A 20743-nucleotide genomic window follows, 5' to 3' on the forward strand; every position below is an offset into this window, starting at 1 on the left:
GATTATCCTATTTAGTTACAGCACGTTTAGTAGGCTTGTGTTAACTATCCTATGGATAAATGCCGAGCGCAAATAAAATCGCTCAACACAGAATTTGAAAAATAATGAATTAACGGAGATAGCGCTTTTGATCAAAGTTATTTCTCAAAGGAAGGGCTTTGCATGTTCGATATTGAATAACTAATTATCGTTTTTCGATAATTTTAGTTTGTTTTTTAACTTATCTAGTGCCATAGTAGTTTTTTTACTAGAAGGATCGTGAAAATGAAATTTGGTTCTATTGCGGTGGTTTCGCTGATTGTGCTGTTATTAACTGGTTGTACGACAATTAAGGTTGAGGAGTCTCACTTTTTATATCCGGATAAAAAAATAACGATGCAGGATATACAAAGTGTTAATGCCACCGCCAAAAAGCAGGAGGTAACTTTAACTACCGATGAGGGTACTAAACTTAAGGGTACCCTTATTAAAGTTTCAGATGCTCGTGCGACGGTAATTTACTTCGGTGGTAACCAGTTTCGCGTTAGTGTCGCAGGAGGGGAGCCAGCCAAGCTACTTTTACCTTTTCAAGTTAATATTTTAATGATGGATCATCGTGGTTATGGGCTTAGTTCTGGAGTACCTAGTGTAGCTAATCTGCAAGCTGATGCATTACAGGTATTTGATTATGTAAAAGGCAGATCAGACCTAAATACTTTGCCAGTGGTGATCCATGGTCATTCTTTAGGAAGTATGATTGCCGGTTATCTTGCCAGTCAGCGTAATGTTGATGCTCTGGTACTCGAAGGGAGTGTGACAAATGTTGAACAGATGACAGCAGCACGAATTCCGTGGTTTGCTAAACCGTTTGTTAGTGTTGAGTTTAGTGAAGAGATTAAACAAGTCGATAATTTAAAAGCGTTACAAGTTTATCAAGCACCGTTATTAATAATCACCGGTGAAAAAGACACTCAAACTCCAGCTGTGTTAGCTAAATCACTATATCAACATGCAAAATCTCAGCAAAAGCAGATTTACATTGCAAAAGGGAAGCACCATTCTAATGCGTTAACAGGTAAGCAGTTAGCGACTCATTATGAGCAACTTCTAAAACAAATAACACTGAGTAAATCGTCATGAAAAAAATTGTTTGGATGAGTTCGTTTATCCTAAGCCTGCTAATTTTTACGCTTATTAGCTTGTTAGTAACAAGCATTATTGTGCTTTTCAGTGACAGTAATGTTTTAAGTTTTACACAAAGTAATGGTGCGCATATGTGGATTGGTCTTGAAGTCAGCGGCTCTTGGCAAGGAGTAGCACAAACATTAAATGAGCATGGTTTTGATAGTGTTTTATGGCTTGGTCTTGTGCAATTGCTACCGTTTATTCTTATCAACATAATTTTGATTCGGTTATTTTTGCTTTACCGACGTGGATCCTTCTTCGCTATTGAAAATATACAATGTTTTAAATGGTTAGGTGGCGTATTATTGGCGCAATTTGCACTAGTTGTGTGCTATCCGTCACTACTTATAACTCTTCTTAACTTGGCAACAGGAACAGATATCGGAAGGGTCGTGGCTATACAAGATACTGATATTATAGGCTTAGTGATGGGATTAATTATTTATGTTATTGGTTGGATCATGGGTCAAGCGCAGCAGCTACAAAAAGAGCAAGAGTTAGTGATTTAATGGCGATTATTATTGATTTAGATGTAGTGTTAGCTAAGCGAAAAATGAAGTCTGCAGAATTAGCTGAAGCGATAGGTATTACGCCACAAAACTTATCAGTTCTCAGAGCTGGACGAGCTAAAGCTGTGCGCTTTACGACCTTAGATGCAATTTGTAAGCACTTAGGTTGTCAGCCTGGTGATATTCTGCGTTTTGAGGATGACTAACGAAAAATAAGCTTTGTTTGTTTAGTTTGAGAGTCTTTCAATAAATTGCGGTATTTTGCTGGGGTGATGTGCATTATTGCTTTGAATTCTTTGATTAAATGAGGCTGATCGGTAAAGCCACATTCAAGTGCAATATCTGCAAAGCTCATTTCAGGGTTATCTTTAATTGCTTGTTTAGCAAGTTTTACTCGGTAGATACGCTCAAAGTACTTAGGGGTGACGCCGCATTGATCCTTAACTTGCCTTTCGAGTTGGCGTTGACTGAGTGGGGCAAGTTGGTAAGCAGTTTCGAGTGGCGTTAACTCAATAAGGTTACGGATTAGGTGCTTTGAGTGTCTGTTACCGTGGTTAATGTTTTTATTATCAGTAAAGTGGCGGCTAATAAGTGCAACAAATGCGGCTAAGCTGGCATTATTTTGCAGATCTTCGGCAATTTCACATAGGGACTGCTCTGCAAGGAGTGGGTGAGCATTACGCTTTAGTTCAGACAATACGGTTGGGTTAAAACGAATACCACAAAACTGCGCATCGTGTGAAAATGTGACTTTAGATGCTTGAGTCGATGTTTCTTGCACTGCATAAGGGGCAGCAAGCGGCTTGTCATCAAGTAAAACTTCACCATCAACAGGAAACACAAGCCCTGTGGCACCATCGCAGGCAAGCCATTGCTCTCCTTGAGAGTGCGCTGTGGCATACCAAATAGCTTGTATGCTATCGGCAAGATTGCCCTTTGGTGTCATTAATTCGAGCGTTAAATGGTTACTCATTACACTTCACTGCCTCTATCGATAGCGAAAGTATCATCAATTGAATAGCGTTGTGTCAATTTTTAGTCCAAAAGTAAGCTACATTAGGGGCTGTTATTCGCACCCTGTTTTTAATCCTGCTATGCTACGCCCATTAGCAATCACTGAGTATTTGAGATGATTAACGATAACGATGTAATTGAAACATTAGACGAGTTAGAAACATTTTTACGCCTAGTTGAAACTGGCGGTTTAGGGCTTGAGAATGTAACCGGTGTTGCTCTTGCAACCAATAATAGTGATGGCCGCCCATTTATTGCGGTACTTGATGATAAACATCAACTTTTACTTGGCCGTTACGTGACAAGTGAAGTGTATGAAAACGGTAAAGATATGGTGCGTTACGGCACTAAAAAACCGCATTAATCATTACTGGTTACGAGCTAAAGTGGGGCGAAGACGCCCCATTTTTATTGGTATTCTATCGGCAATTTTAATACCTGCTTTTTGAGTTAATAGCGATTAACTAGAGTCAAGACAGCCAGCAAAATATGCTGTCTGTCTATTAGCTACACATCTAATAAGGTTTAAATTAAGGTAAACGTCCCTTGCATAATTGCGTAGTGACCAGGGTATGAGCAGAAAAATGCATAATTTTCGCCCTCTTTTAAAAGGTTGCTTGCGAAGGCTACGCTGGTTTGTTCGCCACCCCCTATTATTTTAGTTGCAGCAAGTACACGGCTATCACCTTCTTTTAGATAATTTTTGTCAAGCCCTGCGCCCATACCATCGCTGGCGATATCTGGAATATCTGCTTGTTTAGAAAGCACCCAGTTATGGCCCATGGCATTTTTTGGTAATTTGCCAGTATGTTTTAGTGTTACCGTCACTTCTTTACAGCTTTTAGGAGCAGTTAATGACTTAGTTGAAAATTGCATCATATCGTTTGATTCAATCGTTAGTTCACATTCATTAGCATTAGCATTAGCATTTGCTGAAGCTGCAAGAATAAACAAAATAGAGCCTAAAATTTTCTTCATGGTATTCTCCTTAAATGAACATATTTACACAGTGGCACGTGCATCTTTAGTTAGTTGAACAAGTGCTTTTCGTACTGCTTGAGGGTTATCACATACCTCATCAAAAGGGATGTAGTAGTTCTTGTTATGGCTTCTTATGTAGCAGCCTTGCGGTAGCAAACCATTCATAACTGGTGCTGTGTCGTCAACGCAGTAGTGTTGGTTTAAAATTAAGGCCATTGCATCTTTGTGGTCTTCGTTCATATGGTTGATCATATGCAGCTCTTGGTTGTCATCCCATGCTTTTTCTGATGTAAGCCATTCATCTTTTTCAATCCAAAAAATCTTGCCAAAGCCGCCTATATAGCGAACGCGAACAGGGTCTAATTGCCATAAGTTAAAGTCATGAGCGCTACGATAAGAGTCAGCTTCTGGGTATAAAGCAAAATATTTGGTGAGTAATACTTCAGCATTTTCTGCTGGAACTAATGAGCCATCACCCACAATGGTTACTCGGCCATGTTCGTTTTGATCGCCTGTTTGGGCTGCATCAAATATTGTTAGGCTCATGCGCTTGTCGTGTACTAGGTTTTTAGTGTGTTGAGCAATATCGCTGATAAAAAAATATAGCTTTCCTTGCTCATCACACATGTAGGGAGTTACAGAGCCAAATGGATAGCCGCGTAAATTATATGAAAGGGTAGACATTACTCCGCTATTTTTTTTGTATACCAATTGCTTGGCGTCGTGAACGGCTTGTGTTCTCATGAAAACTCCTGACGTTGAGAATAAATCATTGGGGCGTCATGCAGTGGATGTGACTTAACATACAAAGGCATGGCGTAAATGTGTTTTAAGTTATGTTCAGTGAGGACATCTGATGTTCTGCCAGACGCCAAAATGTGTTTTTGATGCAACATAATAATGTCGCTGGTATAAAGACTTGCTAAATTTAAGTCGTGGATTGCAATAATAGCGGCATTGCCTTGCTCAACAAACTTGTTAACACAACCTAATAAAGCATGCTGGTGGCGCATATCGAGCGCTGAAGTTGGCTCATCTAATAACATGAGTTTCGGCTGAGTATCATCACTAAATGCATCAAGTTGCGCTAAACAACGTGCCATACTCACTCGTTGTAACTCGCCGCCCGATAAAGCCGTGGCACGACGATCTCTCAAGTGACCTAGCTCCATAAAATCAATGTATTGAGCTACTTTTTTAGCACAGTGCTGTGTTGTTTCTTTGTATGGGTAACGCCCCATTGCGACAAGCTCTTGCACTGTGAATGCAAAACCTAGCTGCTGAGACTGCATAACAACGGCACGTTGATGGGCCAGTTTAGCTTGGCTAAATTTTGCTAACGGTTGGTTGTTGAGCAGTATTTCACCTTGGTAAGAGTGACTTCCGGCTAGAGTGTGGAGCAAGGTGGATTTTCCAGCTCCATTTTCCCCAATTAAGCCCACACATTGACCTGCCTTAATCTCGCTAGTTAAATCTTGCAAGATGGCTTTTTCGCCGAAATTAACACTTAAGTGATTAAAACTAAGCAATTGCGCCTCCTTGCTTACTTTTTAAAATAAGGTAGATAAACAATGGCGCACCAAGCAGGGCGGTGATAATCCCAATAGGAAGTTCTGCTGGCATCACTAATGTGCGTGCGAGCCAATCAGAGAGTAATAAAACGATAATGCCAAGCAACATACACAAAGGCATCATAACCCGTAAGTGGGGACCCACCATAAGCCTTGCAATATGCGGAACAACCAAACCAACAAATCCGATTAAACCTGTCATTGCCACACTTGCTCCCACACCTAATGCAACTAAAAGAATGATTTGAAATTTAAGGGTCTGCGTGTTTATTCCTAAATACTGAGCTTGTGATTCACCTAGCAGTAAACAATTCATTGGCTCTTTTAAATACCACAGACCAATTGCACTGATAAGTAACAGAGGTAACGCTTGATTTAAATTAGCCCACGTAGCGCCGCCAAGTGAGCCCATAGTCCAGTAGTTTATTAACCTCAGCGCACTGTCATCAGCATAAAAACTTAATAACCCTATTAATGCAAAGGCGAGAGCGTTTACCGCTACACCGACCAAAATCAGGGTCGTTACATTAACTTGACCGGCCTGTCTAGCAATAAGGTAAACAAAAAGCGTCACAGCCAATGCGCCTAAAAATGCGGCATAAGGTAAATATTTGTCAGCTTGAAAATCAAATTTCGCACCCAGTGCGATAAATGCTACAGCAATGACGGCAGCGCCTGAACTAATACCAATAATAGATGGGTCGGCAAGTGGATTACGGCACAGGGCTTGAGTCGCCGTACCAGTTTGAGCCAGCACTAAACCAATCATTACTGCCAACATAAACCGTGGTAAACGAATTTGCGTAACAACATTAATTTGTAACGGGTCAAACTGTGTAAAGTGCTCTGGTGCAAGCCAAGCAATAGCTAAACGCCAGTCCCAGCCTGCGGGGCCAAAACCAATGCTTAGTAAAGATAAGGCGGCAATACTCAGAACGCAAAGGACTATCCATTTATTAGGAAAAAGCCTTGTTCTTAGCACTATTGGTAAAGTAATTGAACTGTTCATAGCTTATTGTGATAATCACTAACTTGCTCAATGGCAGTCGCTATTCTTGGTGTCAACCCCAATGATAATAAACTATCCATAACCAGTAACTTACAATTTTGTGCTGCTTTTAATAAAGATAAAGCAGGCAGCTTACAAAATGCATCTTTACCACCTAATGAGTAAACGACATGAGCAGGTGCAATAATAAAATCGGGTTGTTCTACAGCAAGGATCTCTCTATTTAATGGTTTAAAGCCTGAATGGGTCTGTGCTAAGTTTTTAATTCCAGTATATTCAAACAACATTTGCGGCACGGTATCAGTACCCGCAGCAACTAAGCCTCTATCATTGGCTGATAATAGAAACAGTGCTTTTTTACCAGTAATCGGAGATTTTTCAGGTAAGCTATTTTGGATTTTTTGATTTAAAGCACGTGCTTGCTCTTGCGCACCTAATTCATTACCTAAATTAGTAATTAAGCTATTTAGCTCACTGATAGAGTCTGGCTTAGGGTAGTTTTTTAAAGTAACACCAGTCGAACTAATTTGTTTCAATACTTCAGGTCTGCCAGCTCCTTCAAGTGCAAAAATTGCTGTTGGGCGTAAAGAAAGTACACCTTCTGCAGCAAGGTCGCGGTAATACCCAACCTGAGGTAACTCTGTGGCCGCTTTTGGATACATACTCGATTGATCAACACCTACTAACTCTTGCTGCTGACCTAACGCGAATATAATTTCTGTTAATGTTCCTCCGGCACTCACTATTCGTTGCTCAGCGAAGGCGGAGCTTGAAAGCAGTAATAACATGACGCTTAAGTATTTCATAATTGCACTCACTTGAATGATATTAGCCCTATTATAAATACATAAACGCAAATGAAAATAGTTATCACAATCAATTTGCTTATTGGTGTGGTAAAAAAATTACCAAATTAAATAGTATGTTCTATTATGTTTTTCATTCTTTGTTTTATGATAATCGTAAAATAAAGTTTGACAATCATAAATCAACTGTGTACTTTTTAGACTATGAAAATACGAATCAACTTAGATATAGAATTGGCAAAGAACAAAATGCAGCTGAAAGAGCTATCTCAGCGCATTGATATTTCTATGACCAATTTATCATTACTAAAAAACGGAAAAGTGAAAGCGATCCGCTTTAGTACACTTGAAGCTATTTGTGAAGAGCTTAATTGCCAACCCGGCGATATTTTGGTGTACGAACGCGATAGCGAATAACTTTACAACGCAACAGGATTTTGGAGGGCATATGCTCAACCGTGACTATTTACTACCCGGCATAGCTGCAGGATTACTTGCTGTCATTTTTCCCATGTACTGGATTTCAGTTTTTGGCGAAACACTTGATGGCTTAGGAGAAGCGCTCAAGCTTGATTTACAAAGCTTAAACTTTTCAGACTTTGTGTTCGTGCTCATCGGTACACTTGAAATTTACGTGTACTTGAGTTTACGCAAGGCACTAAAAGATATGTTCGATGTTGAAGGTGTACGCATCTTGTTATGTGTGTTGGCGGTGTTGGTATTAGCTTTTCATGCCACTGTGTTATGTGATGTTTATCTTGCCGTAGCTGGTGATAAAGCATCGAATGATGTGGTAGAAAGTATTTCAATTATTGCCATGGTAGTCTCGGCTGGGAGTTTAGGCTTGTATGCCTTAGTGGGTTTGATCACAGCCGCGTTATTACTAACAAAGCGCCATGGTATGTCATCGTTGCTAACGGTGTTTTCTATCCTATTGTTGCTAATGTGCATCTTACAGCTAACGGTGATTTTTGCTTACTTGAATGTGTTTTTATTCCCAGCAGCATTATTAATTTTAATGGTGTTCTTTATCAAAAAACCTGAGCAAATCGAAGTGATTTAACAACGCTTTGTAACACAAGGAATAGGGTATGAGCTGGTTTAAAACGATTCTGTTAACGTTATTTTTGTCATTTGTTTGGGCTGCTATCTGCGTATATGGTGGTGTCAGTGGTTGGTTTTTAAAACCCATAGCCGAAACAGGCAACACTGAGCAATTTATTGCTAATAGTCAGGTGCTGATTGCCAACAATGAAGCAAGCATCGCTTATGTTTTGATTGAAAATGGCCAAGTGGTTTTTCAAGATTACTCAAAAAGCAAAGATGAAATAACCGCAAATACTTTGTTCCCAGTCGCATCGCTCAGTAAATTTATTACCGCCTATGGTGTGATGATTCTGGCAGAGCAACAACAAATTCGTTTAGATCACGCGATTAATGAGCAACTGACGGGTTGGCAGTTACCTGAATCAGAGTTTGATAATCAAACCGTTAGCCTTGCTCATCTGTTATCTCATACTGCGGGGCTTGGTGATGGTTTGGGCTTTGCCGATATTCCGTTAAATGAAACCGTACCAAGCGTGCTAGAGTCGCTAAACAAGCCGCTGTCATCAACAGGTGTGAGTGAAATAAAAGTCACCAAGCCTGTGGGCGATTTTAAGTATTCTGGGGGCGGCTATTTAATGCTAGAGCTGCTGGTAGAAGAAAAAACGAATCAACGCTTTGCAACTTGGATGGCCGAGAATGTCTTTAAGCCAGTCAATATGACTGATGCCAGTTACGATGTACTATCTGAGTTAGACAACATCGCACCCGCTTATAATAAAAGCGGGCAAGCTGCTGGGTATTTTCAATACGCATCGGCAGCGGCAACAGGCTTACTGGCAAGTAGCCATGACTTAATCGCTTTAGTGCAAGCATTAACATCACCTCAAACAGGGCAGTTAAGCCCGCAAATGATCAGCACCATGCGAGAGCCATTGGCAATTAGCTTAGGCGCACCAATTTGGGGGCTAGGTACCATGCTTTATGCACCAACAGCATCGGGAGATTTTGTGTTTGGCCATGATGGCGCGAATGAGCCAGCAATAAATAGCACGCTTCGCATCAACCCAGATAACAATGATGCAATCATCGTACTTAGTAGCGGCGGTGAACATATTGCATCAAAGCTCGGTTATGAATGGACGCTTTGGCAAACGGGTTACCCCGACTTTTTAGCGTTTGATGTTGCCTTGCAAAGTGCTTTTGTACCTTGCTTAATAGGCCTTGGCATCATCTTGATAGGTATGCTTTTGGTGCGTTTCAAAAAAGCGAAATAAGCAATTGATGTTAGGTTTAAATTATTTTTCTGCTTTATCCGTTAATTAGTAGCATTGTCATTGTTCATTAACGTGAACAGCTATAGTATTTGCTTTACATTGATTATTCAGGGTAGGGCGCATGTTACGATTTTTTTCTATAGACCAAGGTGTGATCACAGAAACTGAGCCAGCTGCTGATACGCCTCTTGCAACCGCCATAAAAAATGCCCACTGGATTGATACCATAAATCCGACCGAAGAAGAACGACAAGCACTGGCAAGCACGCTTAATATCACATTACCTGGTGCTGATGATGTTGAAGAAATCGAAGCCTCTTCCCGTTGTTTTATTGATCATGAAGGTTTGCATGTGCATGCGCTTTTCATGTCACCAAATGAAGGGCGCTTTAATACGGTAACCGTGGCTTGTTTGCTACAAGACAACTGCTTGCTGACAATCCGCGATGATGAACTAGCCGATTTTCGTCTATTACGACTGCGTGCTCGGAAAGGGCAGGTAGCGTGTGATAATCCGAAGCAACTTTTGGTGACTTTATTTGACCAAAAAGTCGAAAACCACGCTGATATGCTTGAAGACATGCATCACCAGTTAGAAAAACTTAGTGCCTATGTACTTGAAGAGGATGACTCTGACTTAGAAGAAGCTGTTAGTCGAATCTCTCGCCTTGAAGATAACAACGGTAAGGTGCGTTTATGTTTGATGGATACGCGCCGGAATATTTCGTTTTTACTGCGCTACCTAGGAGCGCCGACAGAAGATCGCGAGTCACTACGTGAAATTGTGCTCGATATCGATACCCTTATGTCTCACTGCACATTTTTGTTTGATAAGGTGAATTTCTTAATGGACTCGACTCAGGGTTTTATTAACATCGAACAAAACCAAATTATAAAAACCTTCTCAATTGCCTCTGTGGTGTTTTTACCGCCTACCGTCGTCGCCAGTATTTATGGGATGAATTTTAACAGCATGCCTGAACTGCAATGGGCATGGGGTTACCCGTTTGCAATTGGCATTATGTTGCTATCTGGCTTTGCACCTTACTTGTTCTTTAAACATAAAGGTTGGTTGTAACAAAGCATAAAAAAGCCCAGCAAATGCTGGGCAAGGGGTCTTCGGATAGACCTAGGGGGTTTAACCTTTAAATCGGGTTTATCCTTTCAATTCGCCGGTAGACGATTCGATATGTGCACGAACAAACCATTGAAATTGTTCTAAATCAGCCAGTTGGCCGGTGATCATATCTTCAGATACTGGGTCTAGCTCACCAAGCTTTTCGATAGCTGCACGGTGGTCTTTATTAACACCGTTATACACTTTATCAAGGGCTGTTAGGTGGTCAGTAACTAAGCCTTTACCAATTGAATAATCTTGCCAAGTACGGCGTTCTACAATTGATTGTGGTGTGCCAACAGGTACGCCGCCCATAGTTGCAATACGCTCTGCAATCGTGTCAGTCATCTCTTGCACTGCGCTTACTTGCGGGTCTAACATTTCGTGTACACCAATAAAATTAGGGCCAACAACATTCCAATGAATGTGTTTTAAAGTGAGGTGTAAATCGATTAATGCGACCATGCGCTGGTCTAGAATAGCAATCGTGTCAGCTGCAGCTTGGTCTTTAACACCGGGTGCTGTAAATTCTGCGATTTTTGATGATGAATTACTCATTACTCCTCCGAGATTATCTATAAATTTCCTTTCGCTTTTAAATTAAAAAGCGTGTGTAGTTATATAGAAGCAAGCGTTGTGCCTAAAATAGAGTTGTCATTAAGCTATTGAATTTTAAGGTTCAATTTTATTTTGTTTTGAGGCGGGGTGGTTGTGGTGAGGTATGACTATGAAAACTCTGCACACCTTGTGTAAAAAATTCAGTGTGCAGATACAAATTTACGACTTAAGAAAGTAATGCAGCTGCTAAACGAACAAAGTCAGATGAGGTTAGAATTCCCACTAGGCTGTTATCTTTATCAACCACAGGCATGCAGCCATGACGGTTTTCAACAAAAAACTTAGCAACTTCGTGTAGCGGTTGCTCGGGCGAGATACTAGTAAAATCGGTAGCCATAATATCAACCACTTTAGTTTGCTTTTCTTTGCGTTCAAGGGCGCTGGCGCTGTAATTCGCCATGATATTCATTACCTGAGCAATCATAATTTTTTGCGTTAGCATGCCAACCAAACCACCATGCTCATTGATCACTGGAATATGGCGGACATTTTTCTCTTTCATTAGATTATGCGCGTCATGCAGGGTATTTTGCGCGCTAATGGCGAATGGGTCTGGCGTCATCAAATCACTAACTAGGTGTGTCATGGCTAAATCCTTACAATTAATCAAGTTGTGGTAAGTCTAGCGCTTATCGAGTTAATTGCACTTTAGTGAGATCAAAGTTTTAGTGATTAACGGTGCAAGTACCTGCATTACTTTGCTGACAATAATGAAAGTCTAAATAATAGTGAGACTTAGCTGGTCGCTCACCTTTACTGAGGTATTGATACATCAATTCAGCAGATAGACGGCCCATTTCAAATGGGTTTTGACCAATATTGGCCGATGATAATCCTTGCTGTAATACTTCTAATTGCATTTGCTCAGTATCGGCAGAAACGATCACCACCTCTTGATTAGCAATACGTTGTTTATGTTTAGCAATCACGTTTGCATAATTAGAGTTAAATTGGGCAAAGCCCGCTACCGCTAAAAATAGCGGTGGATTTTCAAGGTTAAGCAGTTTGTCGAGCTGGCCGAGGGAGACCTCTCGTTTTCCTAAGCTATACAAAGGGCATCGATCAAACTCACTCCAGCCATTTTCACCGCTTAAACGTTTATCTTTTTGCCCAGATAACGCATAGCGAACACCTTCAATACGCTTGTTTAAATTAGGTGTTGTTGAGTGTCCTGATTGAATACAGACTTGGTTATTTTCTTTGTTGGTGAATTTTTTTAATTCATTCCCCAAAGCCACCCCATAGTCAAAATTATTAGTACCCACGTAGGCTAAACGGTACTGCTGATCTTCTTCGAGCAGATCAGAGTCAAAAGTGATCACTGGAATGTTGTTATCTTTAAGCTGTTTTAATGCTCTTTCAACAAGGTAATTAGAATCTGTGGTTGCGATTAATAAACCACTAATGTTGTTTCTGCGAACAAGGTCGGTGATCACTAGTACTTGCGTGCGAATATCTTGAAAGTCTTTGGGGCCATCGTAAATACATTCAAAATCGAGATGCTGTTTTGCAAATTGCTCACACCCTTTAAAGGCTTGCTGATAAAAGCTATCGTTTTTAGTTTTACCCACAACAGCCACCACATATTTAGCCTGAATTGGTAGGGAAAAAAGCCAAAAACTGGCGCATAAAAGTAACCAGTTTAATTTAAAATTTAATAATACTTTTAAAGACATAGCACTACATATTGCAAGTTAAGTATAAGCACGAGCTAATTATAGTGGCAGCGCCTTAATTTACAAGATTGATGGAAAAGCCTTCAATTTTTTATGTTGTTAGTTCTTTACGGTTGCTTCTGGGTATTGATTTCTATGCGGTTTCTACCATTATCTTTCGCATCGTAAACAGCTTTGTCTGCACGATTTACCAAGCTTTCAAAGCTGTCATTTGCTTGCCAGCAAGTTAAACCAAAGCTAGCGGTAACTGATATACGATGTTCTTGATAAGCGATTTGACTTGTTTCGATGGTTTTATGTAGTTCTTCTAAATATTTTGTAGCAGAGTCTAAATCAGCAGCAAAGAACAATAATAAGAACTCCTCACCACCGAGCCGACAACATAGGTCTTCCTTATTTAAATGATGTTTTATTAAATCAGAAAAAACCTCAAGTACTAAGTCGCCCCCTTCATGGCTATAGTTGTCGTTTATTTTTTTAAAGAAATCAATATCAACAATACAGGCATGGAGTATAGAAGTTTTATTTGGGCTTAAAACTTGTTGCTGTTCGATAATGAATTGCAGCCCGCGGCGGTTATAGAGTCCGGTAAGCGGATCTTTTAAAGACAGCTCCAAATAGCGTTTTTTTTCATCCACTAACAGGGTAGTGATGAGACCGAGGCCAGTCATAACAAACACGGTTGCATGGGCTATAACCGTTAGAGAGTATAAGGTCGCTAAATTGTGTTCATGGGTAATAATACTCAGCTGTGAAATAGGCACTAAAAGAAGAATACACTGCGCCATCGACAACACTGTATTACCTATGTTCTTCTCACATACAGCACGCTTTGTTGTGTAGTAAATAAGTGCAGGTAGCACGCTTAGTGTAAAACAAGCTTCAATAAGGGCAAGTTGATTTATATTTTGAGTAAGAAGGGCAAATACAGAAAAAATAGCACCATGCGCAATAATTATCTTATTAAATCGGCTGGGTTCGTCGTGGTTATAAATGGATAATTGCAGTAATGTCATGGAGATCATATAAATTACCACACCAGAGCGAAAACTTGGCGTAAGGTCTAATAAGTCTTGGATCCAAAGCCATGCAAAGCCAATTACACCAAGGTAAAAAAACAGGTTAAATAAGTAAATCGAGCGGTTATTAAAACTACTGCGCATCAGGCGCGTGGCTATAATGGAGCAGGTTACTACCGTAATGAGTAAGAAGACAAAAAAGCCGTGGTAAAAGTAATTCTCTACGTTACTAGCCATGAGTCGCACTGAAAAGCTCTAGGTAAATAAAGCTTAGCACAGGAAAAATTACTCATCTTTAAATCCTATCTATGATTCAAAAATGCTTTAATCGTTAGTTCATTTATTGATAGCTAAGCTTTCAATATACTACTGACAAGCAAAGCTTGCTCAAATTAAAACAAACTAAACATCACTGAAGCGATTAATAGTATTGCCATTAGGTAGTTAAATACTTTTAAGCGCTTTGGGCTGGCAAGCCAGTGTTGAAGCTTTTCGCCAAGTAGGGTCCACGAGCTGACGCATGGCAGGTTAATTAAGCCAAATACGAGGCTTACGATTAACACAGAGGTGAGGTTTTTGTCTGGGGCATATAAGCTTACCGCGCTTAATGCCATTGCCCACGCTTTTGGGTTCACCCATTGAAATAGTGCAGCCTGAATAAAAGTAAACGGCTTACTTTCACTACTGGCTTTTTGTTGTGCGTTACTTGTGGCAATTTTAAACGCCAGATAGAGTAAGTAAGCAATGCAAAATACCTTTAATATCAAGTAGCTTGGTGGAAACAAGTCAAATAGCTGCATGATGCCAAGACCCACTAAAACCAGCATCAGCATAAAGCCAAGCGTCACGCCAAGTAAGTGTGGTGTGGTTCTTTTGAAGCCAAAGTTAGCACCTGAGCTCATCAACATTAAGTTATTTGGCCCAGGGGTAATTGATGACACTAAAGCAAATAATGCCAAGGCTGTTAAAATTTCAAAACTCATCGCTATCTCTCCATTTGAATTTAGATGCAATTATAAGTTGTAATGTGCGCAATTTTTGCGCTTAATATTGTTGTGTATATTTAAAGTTCACAATCAAAAATGAAAAAAGATAAAATTAACGACAGAATATTGCATGAGCTTAAACGCAATGGCCGAATTGCCAATGCCGAGCTGGCAGATAAAGTGGGTTTATCGCCATCGGCATGCCTTCGTAGAGTGCAAGAGCTAGAAAAGCTTGGGGTTATTGCAGGGTATCGGGCGGTGATTAATAATCAGGCCGTTGGCCTAGGGTTTATCGCTTATGTTGGGGTTGGTTTAAATGAGCACTCAACAGTCTCTCAGCGAGCATTCGAACATGCTCTTGAATTTATTGATGAAGTAAAAGAGTGCCACAATGTAACTGGCTCGTTTGAATATTTGCTGAGGGTTGAGACGGCGGATCTTAAGTCCTATAAAGCGTTTCATGCTGATGTATTAGGCTCAATACCACAGGTACGCACCATTACAACTCATGTGGTGATGGAATCACCTAAGGATGAACGCGCTTAATAATAGAGTTTGTACCTTTTTTGTTATTGATTTATTGCGAGCTATAAGGCCTTAGTCTAGAATCTTCGCGTTAAAATAATAATATATAAGGAAATTACGTGAAAACGTTTAAGCCTTTTTTGGCGTTTATAGCTTTAGGTTTATTAGCAGGCTGTCAATCTACAACCGAAACAGGTGTATCGATGGCACGCTTTGAGAGCCCAGAGATCAACAGTGACCCCTTTCATTTTCGTGCAACCGTTGGTACAGATACAAGCAAGATCATTGCGAAAGATACCAGCGAGAGTACTTCAACGAGTACAGCGATAACGACTTCGATGAGTATGACCTTAGGTTATTCGACGGAGCTTACCGTAGGGGCTGGTATTGGTGGCGATCATGATTATGAAAAATACGCTATTAAGCATCAGTTTTACGGCAGCCCTTTAGAATCGGCCGTCGAGAAAAACTTCTCTATGGCTGTCAGCCTTGGCTATATTCGCAGTGAAGATGCGGGGTATGGTCCAATATTAGCGGGTAATTATGATGACGATACCTATGATTGGGATTTATCGCACGATACTTATGATATTGCACTTATTTCAGGATACCGATTAAGCTCAAAAGCCTTATTATACGGCAGTGTCTTTTATCAAAAAGGCACTATCGATGTTGATTATACCCAAATGTATTACCGTACAGAGGAAGGTGATGTATTTTTATCGGGTGCATGCAGTGATACGCCAGAGCAATGCCTTGATTTTAGCGCTGATTACGACGGTCATAATGCAGGTGTCAGCATTGCACTTGAATATGCATTTACGTATTGGTTCGCTATTACAGGTGAAGCGGTTTATAAATCGATGAACTGGTTTGATCGCAGTGAAAGCGAGACTGCAGCAAATGTAAACTTTGAATTTAGGTTCTAGGTTCGGCTTTTCGAGAAAAGGCATTAGCAATCGCTAGTGCCTTTTTTGTAATGATTGTTATAAAAATACATAAGCTGCTGGGAGTAGCATACCGCTAATGACTAATACAGAGCGACTGCCCCATGGGCTATTTTTACCCTTGATCATAAACAAGCCGCTGATTGCTAAAAACAGCAGCAGCCCAGCAAAAATATCAGAAAAAATCACCCACGAAGCTTTTGTCTCGTTCAAGTGTAAGCGGTTAAATGCTTGAAATACATGACGAGGCTCAATAGCTTCATAGCTTATGACATCTTTATTGAGTTTAAGGCTGAGGTTGTTACCGTTTTTTAAAAATACCTTAAACTCTTGCGGCGATACCCAATAAGAAGCCTTTACAGGCTCGCTTACATCAGCATGAGAGATAATTTGCTCAATCAGCAACGCGTCATTATCTAATTGCCAAGTTTCATCGCTCACACGGATTTGCTGGTGGCTTACTTTGTAGTTTGGGTTCCAATCATCTTTGTGGTTCACTGCAATGCCAGAAACCGCAAAGATAATCACTAAACCAACACAAAAGTAACCAATATCGCGGTGTAAGTTTCTGTTTAACTTAAACCAGTTGATACTTGATTTATTACTCAATGATTTCAACTCCGCTCGGTACGAGCTGATAAATAGCCATTGCTTCAGTCACTGAGTTTACATCAAAACTTTCGCCGGCTTGCTGCGCTTTGTGAGCAAGTAGCGCTTTAGTGCGGCCAAGGCTAAGCTGAATTTTATCGAGTTTACCAGTTACAATAGCTTTACTGCCTTTAGCCGTCATCGGGAACACCATGTCGCCATCTTCAACTTTGATACGTAAGTTTTCAAAGCGCTTGTCAGATGCAAGTGTCATCCAGCAACCACGTTTTTCGCATACCCCAGTGATAGTCCCTTCCACGGTAATTGGACTTGCAAGGTAATCGTCTGGTGAGGCCATAACCGTCGAAATTTTAATGAGTTTGTCACTGTCGACTTGATTGCCAAACTGTAAGCTAAAGGCGTGCTGGCTAAAGCTTAAAAGCGCCAATGAGAATGCAATAAATGTTTTTGATTTTAGGAACATGGCGGTTGCTTCTTTTAATAAAATTTAGCCTTAGTTTAAGCGATTTACTTGTATGATAAAAGGCTAATGCGATTAAAAATTATTTGCAATTGAGGTGTTTGTAGTTCAATTGCTTTAATGTTTTACGTGTTTTATCAGTTAAATCAAGCTTTATGACAATTTCGTGAATATTGTGATAATGTAACTTTTTATCGTTTCATTGCTTTATAATGCCTTTTTTATTTGTATGATAAAGCTGGTTTTTAGCTTGGAGTTAGCATGGTTTCACGTCGAGAGTTTTTAGTAGGGGCGGGCACATTAGCCTTTTTAGGATTATCAAAAAGTGCCATAGGTAAAGTGTCGTTAAGTGATTTAAAAACAACGGCTATGGGCTTTGGACCGTTAATTCCCGATCCAGATAAATTGCTCGACTTACCAGAGGGCTTTAGTTATCAAGTCGTTTCAAGCCTAGGTGAGAAAATGTCTGATGGATTTACGGTCCCCGACAAAGCCGATGGTATGGGCTGCCTAGCTCTTGGTAATGACCGTGTTGCATTAGTGCGAAACCATGAGCTCAAACCAAAAGATTTAGCGAAAGCTGAAGCAAGTATTGCCAACCATAAAACGCCCCTGGCTTTTGATACTAACAGTGATGGTGTGGCGTTACCGGGTGGCACAAGTCATATCGTTTATAACTTAAAAACTCATCAAAAAGAGCAAGAATACTTGTCATTGGTCGGCACTATTCGTAACTGTTCTGGTGGTATTACGCCATGGGGCACCTGGCTTACGTGCGAAGAAACCACAGATACCAAAGCCGATGGATTTAACCAAGACCATGGATATATTTTTGAAGTACCCGCAAATAGCAAAGGCTTAATTAAACCTGAGCCATTAAAAGCCATGGGTCGATTTAACCACGAAGCGGCTGCTGTTGATCCGCGCACCGGCATTGTTTATTTAACTGAAGATAAAGGTGATAGCGTCTTTTATCGTTTTATTCCAAAGGAATATGGCAAGCTGCATAAAGGTGGGCAATTACAAGCTATGGTGGTAAAAGGTAAGCCACAATTCGATAGCCGCAACTGGAATAATAAAGCCATGGGGCTACATCAAGAGCTTGAGGTTGAGTGGGTCAATTTAGATAACCCTGAAAGCCCGAAAGACGACTTACGCCTGCGCGGATACAAACAAGGTGCGGCACTATTTGCTCGCGGTGAAGGTATTCACTGGGGTGATAAAGAGCTTTATTTCTGCTGTACCAATGGCGGTAAAAAACAACTTGGTCAGGTTATGAAATATCAGCCATCAGAATTTGAGGGCACAGATAAAGAAGCGCAGCAACCAGGTAAAATCTCGTTGTTTGTAGAAAGTACTAGCAAAACCCTATACAACTTTGGCGATAACCTAACCGTGTCACCTAATGGTCACTTAATTGTTTGTGAAGACCAATACACCGATGTGGTCGATAATCACCTTCGAGGTGTGACACCAGATGGGCAAGTTTATAATTTTGCTCGCTTGGTTGCGCAAACCGAGCTGGCAGGTGCCTGTTTTTCACCAGATGGTAGCACTTTGTTTGTGAACGTTTACTCACCTTCAAAAACACTTGCTATAACAGGCCCATGGCATAAGTTTAGTGTTTAACAAATAAAAGAACTTTACTCTAATTCATCAATTATTAGTAACGGAAAGTTCTTTGCCGAGCGGGGCTGCCAATCTGCAAACTCAATATTATTCACATTCAGTGTATTGAGTGCTTTTTTTGAGTAGCTCCAGCCTCTGGCTTTTTGTGCCACAGCTGCATGTTTTAGCTCTTTAGATAAACCAATCGTTAGCAAGTCATGATTAACCCCGCGTTTTGCATAAAAGGCTTTTTCACGAGTCACGGCTTTTGCGATTATTTCATCGTAATGAGTGCGTAAAGTCTGCCACTTGGTTGTTTTTTCTGGCTCTTTTAAATGGCTTACCATGGCATCAATATCGCTATCTCGCCAGCGAGCTGAAGCAGCATCGCCGTGCCAACCAACAATGGCGTTCTTAGCTATAGTGGTAGGGTTTCCTGCAAGCAATACGTAATTCGCACACGACGAAAAGCAAAATTGTTTTATATGAACTTTTAAATTATGCGCCAAAATCAACTCGGCGAGATCCATACCTAAATCAACGTTTCCGCCACCACTGGTAATTTGTATGCTGTTTATGCTTGGCTGCTCAGCCAAAAGCTGTGCAACGTGTTGATTGTTTTTGGCACTAATTTCGCCCTGATAAATAATGCGCAGCTCGCTTAGTGACACACCGGCAAAGCTTAACCAAGGGATAATTAAAAACAGACTAAAAAATACACGCAACATAAAACGCTAACCTTATAAATTGTATGATAATTCTATCATGCTTTTAGGGTTTTTTAGCGGCTTTTTTGGCGCTGACTTTAGCTGCGTGTTTAGCAATCCACTTAGTCATTTTTTTCATTAAAGCGGGCGGAAAATCATGGCCCATTCCAGGCACAACTTTTAACTTACTGCGCTTTATTAACAGTGCGGTGTTGATACCCGCAGACAGTGGCATAACAGGATCAGCGCTGCCGTGAATTACTAATGTGGGGGCTTTAATCTTTTTTAGTAATTGCTCGCGATAAGGCGTTGCGGCAATGGCTGCAAGCTGACGTTTAAAGCCTGTTTGATTCGTGTGGGCCCGCTCAATATAGCGTTCTGCGTTGGCGTATAAAGCGTGTTCATCTTGTGGGTAGGCTGGGCTGCCAATGAGTTGGTTGAGCCTAACATTGTAATCAATCGCGGCTTCTTTATTACTGCTTCGGGGGCGTATTTTAGCGAGCTTTACTAGCAGGTTAATGTTTGAACCCGAAAACGATAACGGCGAGCTACTCGACATAATTGAAGTTAAGCTCAGTACACGTTTTTTATACTTTGCCGCGGCAATTTGCGCAATCATGCCTCCCATCGAAGCCCCCACTAAGTGCGCTTTTTTGATAGCCAGTGCATCCATTAATTCTTTAACATCGCGAGCCATGTCATCGAGCGAATAGGGCAGCTTTGTGCGAATGGGTAATCGGCGGCTAAGCCAATGCTTTACCAGGCTAGGCTTGCCTAACTCATCTAACGATGAGGATAGCCCTGCATCACGATTATCAAAACGAATAACCCGAAAGCCTCTTTCTACCAAGCCAAAATAAAGCGACTCTGGCCAAACGGTAAATTGAGCACCTAAGCCAATAATTAAGATGATCACCGGCGCATTTTTATCGCCTTCATCTTGATAACTAATACAGATACCACTGGCTGTAAGGATATGTTCCATAGACTGATAAATAAGCTTACGCAGGTATCATCAGCTTAGTGTGTGAAGTTGGCAGTTTAGTGACAGTAAAAAGAATACTGATAGTAGGAGTAATAGTGTAGTAAGAAAAAT

The 20743-nt window shown here is 40.6% G+C and carries 26 protein-coding genes; 11 read left to right on the forward strand and 15 right to left on the reverse strand.

Annotated elements, in window-relative coordinates; genetic code table 11:
- Nucleotides 1-264 precede the first annotated feature (264 nt).
- Genes MTF66_RS12890 through MTF66_RS12900 form a run of 3 tightly spaced genes read left to right on the forward strand, consistent with a single transcriptional unit; the run spans nucleotide 265 to nucleotide 1879 of the window.
- Nucleotides 265-1119: an alpha/beta hydrolase gene (locus tag MTF66_RS12890; RefSeq protein ID WP_248527370.1), complete on the forward strand. Its 855-nt coding sequence runs from the start codon at nucleotides 265-267 to the stop codon at nucleotides 1117-1119.
- Nucleotides 1116-1673 (forward strand): DUF2975 domain-containing protein, encoded by a 558-nt coding sequence (locus tag MTF66_RS12895; protein WP_058585585.1) that lies wholly within the window; start codon nucleotides 1116-1118, stop codon nucleotides 1671-1673. Before MTF66_RS12890 ends, MTF66_RS12895 begins: the two co-directional genes overlap by 4 nt.
- Nucleotides 1673-1879, forward strand: coding sequence for a helix-turn-helix transcriptional regulator (locus MTF66_RS12900; RefSeq protein WP_054560721.1), 207 nt, complete (start codon nucleotides 1673-1675; stop codon nucleotides 1877-1879). The genes MTF66_RS12895 and MTF66_RS12900 overlap by 1 nt, the downstream gene beginning before the upstream one ends.
- Here MTF66_RS12900 and MTF66_RS12905 read toward each other — a convergent pair.
- Entirely contained in the window at nucleotides 1876-2646 is a 771-nt protein-coding gene (locus MTF66_RS12905) for an AraC family transcriptional regulator (RefSeq protein ID WP_248527371.1), read from the reverse strand. The genes MTF66_RS12900 and MTF66_RS12905 overlap by 4 nt on opposite strands.
- A gap of 156 nt (nucleotides 2647-2802) precedes the next feature.
- Between MTF66_RS12905 and MTF66_RS12910 the strand changes: the two genes are divergently transcribed.
- Nucleotides 2803-3051 carry a hypothetical protein gene (locus tag MTF66_RS12910; protein WP_054560719.1) on the forward strand — a complete coding sequence of 83 codons (249 nt, stop codon included), beginning with the start codon at nucleotides 2803-2805 and terminating at the stop codon, nucleotides 3049-3051.
- A gap of 161 nt (nucleotides 3052-3212) precedes the next feature.
- Here MTF66_RS12910 and azu read toward each other — a convergent pair whose 3' ends face one another.
- Genes azu through MTF66_RS12935 form a run of 5 tightly spaced genes read right to left on the reverse strand, consistent with a single transcriptional unit; the run spans nucleotide 3213 to nucleotide 7054 of the window.
- On the reverse strand, nucleotides 3213-3665 hold the full coding sequence (gene azu / locus MTF66_RS12915) for an azurin (RefSeq protein WP_248527372.1): 453 nt from the start codon (nucleotides 3663-3665) through the stop codon (nucleotides 3213-3215).
- 24 nt (nucleotides 3666-3689) lie between these two features.
- Nucleotides 3690-4412 (reverse strand): HugZ family protein, encoded by a 723-nt coding sequence (locus MTF66_RS12920; RefSeq protein WP_248527373.1) that lies wholly within the window; start codon nucleotides 4410-4412, stop codon nucleotides 3690-3692.
- Nucleotides 4409-5197, reverse strand: a complete 789-nt coding sequence (locus MTF66_RS12925; RefSeq protein ID WP_248527374.1) for a heme ABC transporter ATP-binding protein — start codon at nucleotides 5195-5197, stop codon at nucleotides 4409-4411. Before MTF66_RS12925 ends, MTF66_RS12920 begins: the two co-directional genes overlap by 4 nt.
- Nucleotides 5190-6248 carry an iron ABC transporter permease gene (locus MTF66_RS12930; RefSeq protein ID WP_248527375.1) on the reverse strand — a complete coding sequence of 353 codons (1059 nt, stop codon included), beginning with the start codon at nucleotides 6246-6248 and terminating at the stop codon, nucleotides 5190-5192. The genes MTF66_RS12925 and MTF66_RS12930 overlap by 8 nt, the downstream gene beginning before the upstream one ends.
- A complete protein-coding gene (locus tag MTF66_RS12935; RefSeq protein WP_248527376.1) occupies nucleotides 6245-7054 on the reverse strand; it encodes a hemin ABC transporter substrate-binding protein in 810 nt (269 codons plus the stop codon). The genes MTF66_RS12930 and MTF66_RS12935 overlap by 4 nt, the downstream gene beginning before the upstream one ends.
- Before the next feature lie 204 nt (nucleotides 7055-7258).
- Here MTF66_RS12935 and MTF66_RS12940 point away from each other — a divergent pair, with 204 nt between their 5' ends.
- The 4 genes from MTF66_RS12940 (at nucleotide 7259) to corA (ending at nucleotide 10453) form a co-directional block, all read left to right on the forward strand.
- Complete coding sequence (locus MTF66_RS12940) at nucleotides 7259-7471, forward strand: helix-turn-helix transcriptional regulator (RefSeq protein ID WP_054560716.1); 213 nt, start codon at nucleotides 7259-7261, stop codon at nucleotides 7469-7471.
- Nucleotides 7472-7502: 31 nt separating this feature from the next.
- The gene (locus MTF66_RS12945; RefSeq protein WP_248527377.1) at nucleotides 7503-8117 is read left to right on the forward strand and encodes a hypothetical protein; all 615 of its coding nucleotides are present in this window, start codon (nucleotides 7503-7505) and stop codon (nucleotides 8115-8117) included.
- Nucleotides 8118-8145: 28 nt separating this feature from the next.
- The gene (locus tag MTF66_RS12950) at nucleotides 8146-9375 is read left to right on the forward strand and encodes a serine hydrolase (protein WP_248527378.1); all 1230 of its coding nucleotides are present in this window, start codon (nucleotides 8146-8148) and stop codon (nucleotides 9373-9375) included.
- Nucleotides 9376-9496: 121 nt separating this feature from the next.
- Nucleotides 9497-10453 (forward strand): magnesium/cobalt transporter CorA, encoded by a 957-nt coding sequence (gene corA / locus MTF66_RS12955; protein WP_058585579.1) that lies wholly within the window; start codon nucleotides 9497-9499, stop codon nucleotides 10451-10453.
- 78 nt (nucleotides 10454-10531) lie between these two features.
- Here the strand turns inward: corA and dps are convergent, their stop codons facing one another.
- The 5 genes from dps to MTF66_RS12980 form a co-directional block, all read right to left on the reverse strand.
- Entirely contained in the window at nucleotides 10532-11050 is a 519-nt protein-coding gene (gene dps / locus MTF66_RS12960) for a DNA starvation/stationary phase protection protein Dps (RefSeq protein WP_058585578.1), read from the reverse strand.
- Nucleotides 11051-11276: 226 nt separating this feature from the next.
- Nucleotides 11277-11696, reverse strand: coding sequence for an HPP family protein (locus MTF66_RS12965; RefSeq protein WP_248527379.1), 420 nt, complete (start codon nucleotides 11694-11696; stop codon nucleotides 11277-11279).
- Between the two features lie 79 nt (nucleotides 11697-11775).
- Nucleotides 11776-12681 carry a substrate-binding domain-containing protein gene (locus MTF66_RS12970; protein ID WP_248527380.1) on the reverse strand — a complete coding sequence of 302 codons (906 nt, stop codon included), beginning with the start codon at nucleotides 12679-12681 and terminating at the stop codon, nucleotides 11776-11778.
- Nucleotides 12682-12893: 212 nt separating this feature from the next.
- The gene (locus MTF66_RS12975) at nucleotides 12894-14042 is read right to left on the reverse strand and encodes a GGDEF domain-containing protein (RefSeq protein ID WP_248527381.1); all 1149 of its coding nucleotides are present in this window, start codon (nucleotides 14040-14042) and stop codon (nucleotides 12894-12896) included.
- A 155-nt stretch (nucleotides 14043-14197) separates the two neighbouring features.
- Nucleotides 14198-14788, reverse strand: a complete 591-nt coding sequence (locus MTF66_RS12980; RefSeq protein ID WP_248527382.1) for a LysE family translocator — start codon at nucleotides 14786-14788, stop codon at nucleotides 14198-14200.
- Between the two features lie 99 nt (nucleotides 14789-14887).
- On the opposite strand from MTF66_RS12980, the gene MTF66_RS12985 reads away from it, so the two are divergent.
- Entirely contained in the window at nucleotides 14888-15337 is a 450-nt protein-coding gene (locus tag MTF66_RS12985) for an Lrp/AsnC family transcriptional regulator (RefSeq protein ID WP_054551870.1), read from the forward strand.
- 98 nt (nucleotides 15338-15435) lie between these two features.
- Nucleotides 15436-16245 (forward strand): hypothetical protein, encoded by an 810-nt coding sequence (locus tag MTF66_RS12990; protein ID WP_248527383.1) that lies wholly within the window; start codon nucleotides 15436-15438, stop codon nucleotides 16243-16245.
- Between the two features lie 57 nt (nucleotides 16246-16302).
- Here MTF66_RS12990 and MTF66_RS12995 read toward each other — a convergent pair whose 3' ends face one another.
- Together MTF66_RS12995 and MTF66_RS13000 are read right to left on the reverse strand one after the other, a co-directional pair.
- A complete protein-coding gene (locus MTF66_RS12995; RefSeq protein WP_248527384.1) occupies nucleotides 16303-16872 on the reverse strand; it encodes a PepSY-associated TM helix domain-containing protein in 570 nt (189 codons plus the stop codon).
- On the reverse strand, nucleotides 16865-17335 hold the full coding sequence (locus MTF66_RS13000; RefSeq protein WP_187489954.1) for a DUF4920 domain-containing protein: 471 nt from the start codon (nucleotides 17333-17335) through the stop codon (nucleotides 16865-16867). The genes MTF66_RS12995 and MTF66_RS13000 overlap by 8 nt, the downstream gene beginning before the upstream one ends.
- Nucleotides 17336-17593: 258 nt before the next feature.
- Here MTF66_RS13000 and MTF66_RS13005 point away from each other — a divergent pair, with 258 nt between their 5' ends.
- The gene (locus tag MTF66_RS13005) at nucleotides 17594-18961 is read left to right on the forward strand and encodes an alkaline phosphatase PhoX (RefSeq protein ID WP_248527385.1); all 1368 of its coding nucleotides are present in this window, start codon (nucleotides 17594-17596) and stop codon (nucleotides 18959-18961) included.
- 14 nt (nucleotides 18962-18975) lie between these two features.
- On the opposite strand, the gene MTF66_RS13010 is transcribed toward MTF66_RS13005, so the two are convergent.
- Nucleotides 18976-19668: a hypothetical protein gene (locus MTF66_RS13010; RefSeq protein WP_248527386.1), complete on the reverse strand. Its 693-nt coding sequence runs from the start codon at nucleotides 19666-19668 to the stop codon at nucleotides 18976-18978.
- Between the two features lie 43 nt (nucleotides 19669-19711).
- On the reverse strand, nucleotides 19712-20632 hold the full coding sequence (locus tag MTF66_RS13015; protein WP_248527387.1) for an alpha/beta fold hydrolase: 921 nt from the start codon (nucleotides 20630-20632) through the stop codon (nucleotides 19712-19714).
- Nucleotides 20633-20743 lie beyond the last annotated feature (111 nt).

This window comes from Pseudoalteromonas sp. 2CM39R, assembly GCF_023161845.1.

Coding starts and splice junctions, on each gene's coding strand:
- MTF66_RS12890 (WP_248527370.1), top strand. CDS start 265: ATGAAATTTGGTTCTATTGCGGTGGTTTCGCTGATTGTGCTGTTATTA.
- MTF66_RS12895 (WP_058585585.1), top strand. CDS start 1,116: ATGAAAAAAATTGTTTGGATGAGTTCGTTTATCCTAAGCCTGCTAATT.
- MTF66_RS12900 (WP_054560721.1), top strand. CDS start 1,673: ATGGCGATTATTATTGATTTAGATGTAGTGTTAGCTAAGCGAAAAATG.
- MTF66_RS12905 (WP_248527371.1), bottom strand. CDS start 2,646: ATGAGTAACCATTTAACGCTCGAATTAATGACACCAAAGGGCAATCTT.
- MTF66_RS12910 (WP_054560719.1), top strand. CDS start 2,803: ATGATTAACGATAACGATGTAATTGAAACATTAGACGAGTTAGAAACA.
- azu (WP_248527372.1), bottom strand. CDS start 3,665: ATGAAGAAAATTTTAGGCTCTATTTTGTTTATTCTTGCAGCTTCAGCA.
- MTF66_RS12920 (WP_248527373.1), bottom strand. CDS start 4,412: ATGAGAACACAAGCCGTTCACGACGCCAAGCAATTGGTATACAAAAAA.
- MTF66_RS12930 (WP_248527375.1), bottom strand. CDS start 6,248: ATGAACAGTTCAATTACTTTACCAATAGTGCTAAGAACAAGGCTTTTT.
- MTF66_RS12935 (WP_248527376.1), bottom strand. CDS start 7,054: ATGAAATACTTAAGCGTCATGTTATTACTGCTTTCAAGCTCCGCCTTC.
- MTF66_RS12940 (WP_054560716.1), top strand. CDS start 7,259: ATGAAAATACGAATCAACTTAGATATAGAATTGGCAAAGAACAAAATG.
- MTF66_RS12945 (WP_248527377.1), top strand. CDS start 7,503: ATGCTCAACCGTGACTATTTACTACCCGGCATAGCTGCAGGATTACTT.
- MTF66_RS12950 (WP_248527378.1), top strand. CDS start 8,146: ATGAGCTGGTTTAAAACGATTCTGTTAACGTTATTTTTGTCATTTGTT.
- corA (WP_058585579.1), top strand. CDS start 9,497: ATGTTACGATTTTTTTCTATAGACCAAGGTGTGATCACAGAAACTGAG.
- dps (WP_058585578.1), bottom strand. CDS start 11,050: ATGAGTAATTCATCATCAAAAATCGCAGAATTTACAGCACCCGGTGTT.
- MTF66_RS12965 (WP_248527379.1), bottom strand. CDS start 11,696: ATGACACACCTAGTTAGTGATTTGATGACGCCAGACCCATTCGCCATT.
- MTF66_RS12975 (WP_248527381.1), bottom strand. CDS start 14,042: ATGGCTAGTAACGTAGAGAATTACTTTTACCACGGCTTTTTTGTCTTC.
- MTF66_RS12980 (WP_248527382.1), bottom strand. CDS start 14,788: ATGAGTTTTGAAATTTTAACAGCCTTGGCATTATTTGCTTTAGTGTCA.
- MTF66_RS12985 (WP_054551870.1), top strand. CDS start 14,888: ATGAAAAAAGATAAAATTAACGACAGAATATTGCATGAGCTTAAACGC.
- MTF66_RS13000 (WP_187489954.1), bottom strand. CDS start 17,335: ATGTTCCTAAAATCAAAAACATTTATTGCATTCTCATTGGCGCTTTTA.
- MTF66_RS13005 (WP_248527385.1), top strand. CDS start 17,594: ATGGTTTCACGTCGAGAGTTTTTAGTAGGGGCGGGCACATTAGCCTTT.
- MTF66_RS13010 (WP_248527386.1), bottom strand. CDS start 19,668: ATGTTGCGTGTATTTTTTAGTCTGTTTTTAATTATCCCTTGGTTAAGC.
- MTF66_RS13015 (WP_248527387.1), bottom strand. CDS start 20,632: ATGGAACATATCCTTACAGCCAGTGGTATCTGTATTAGTTATCAAGAT.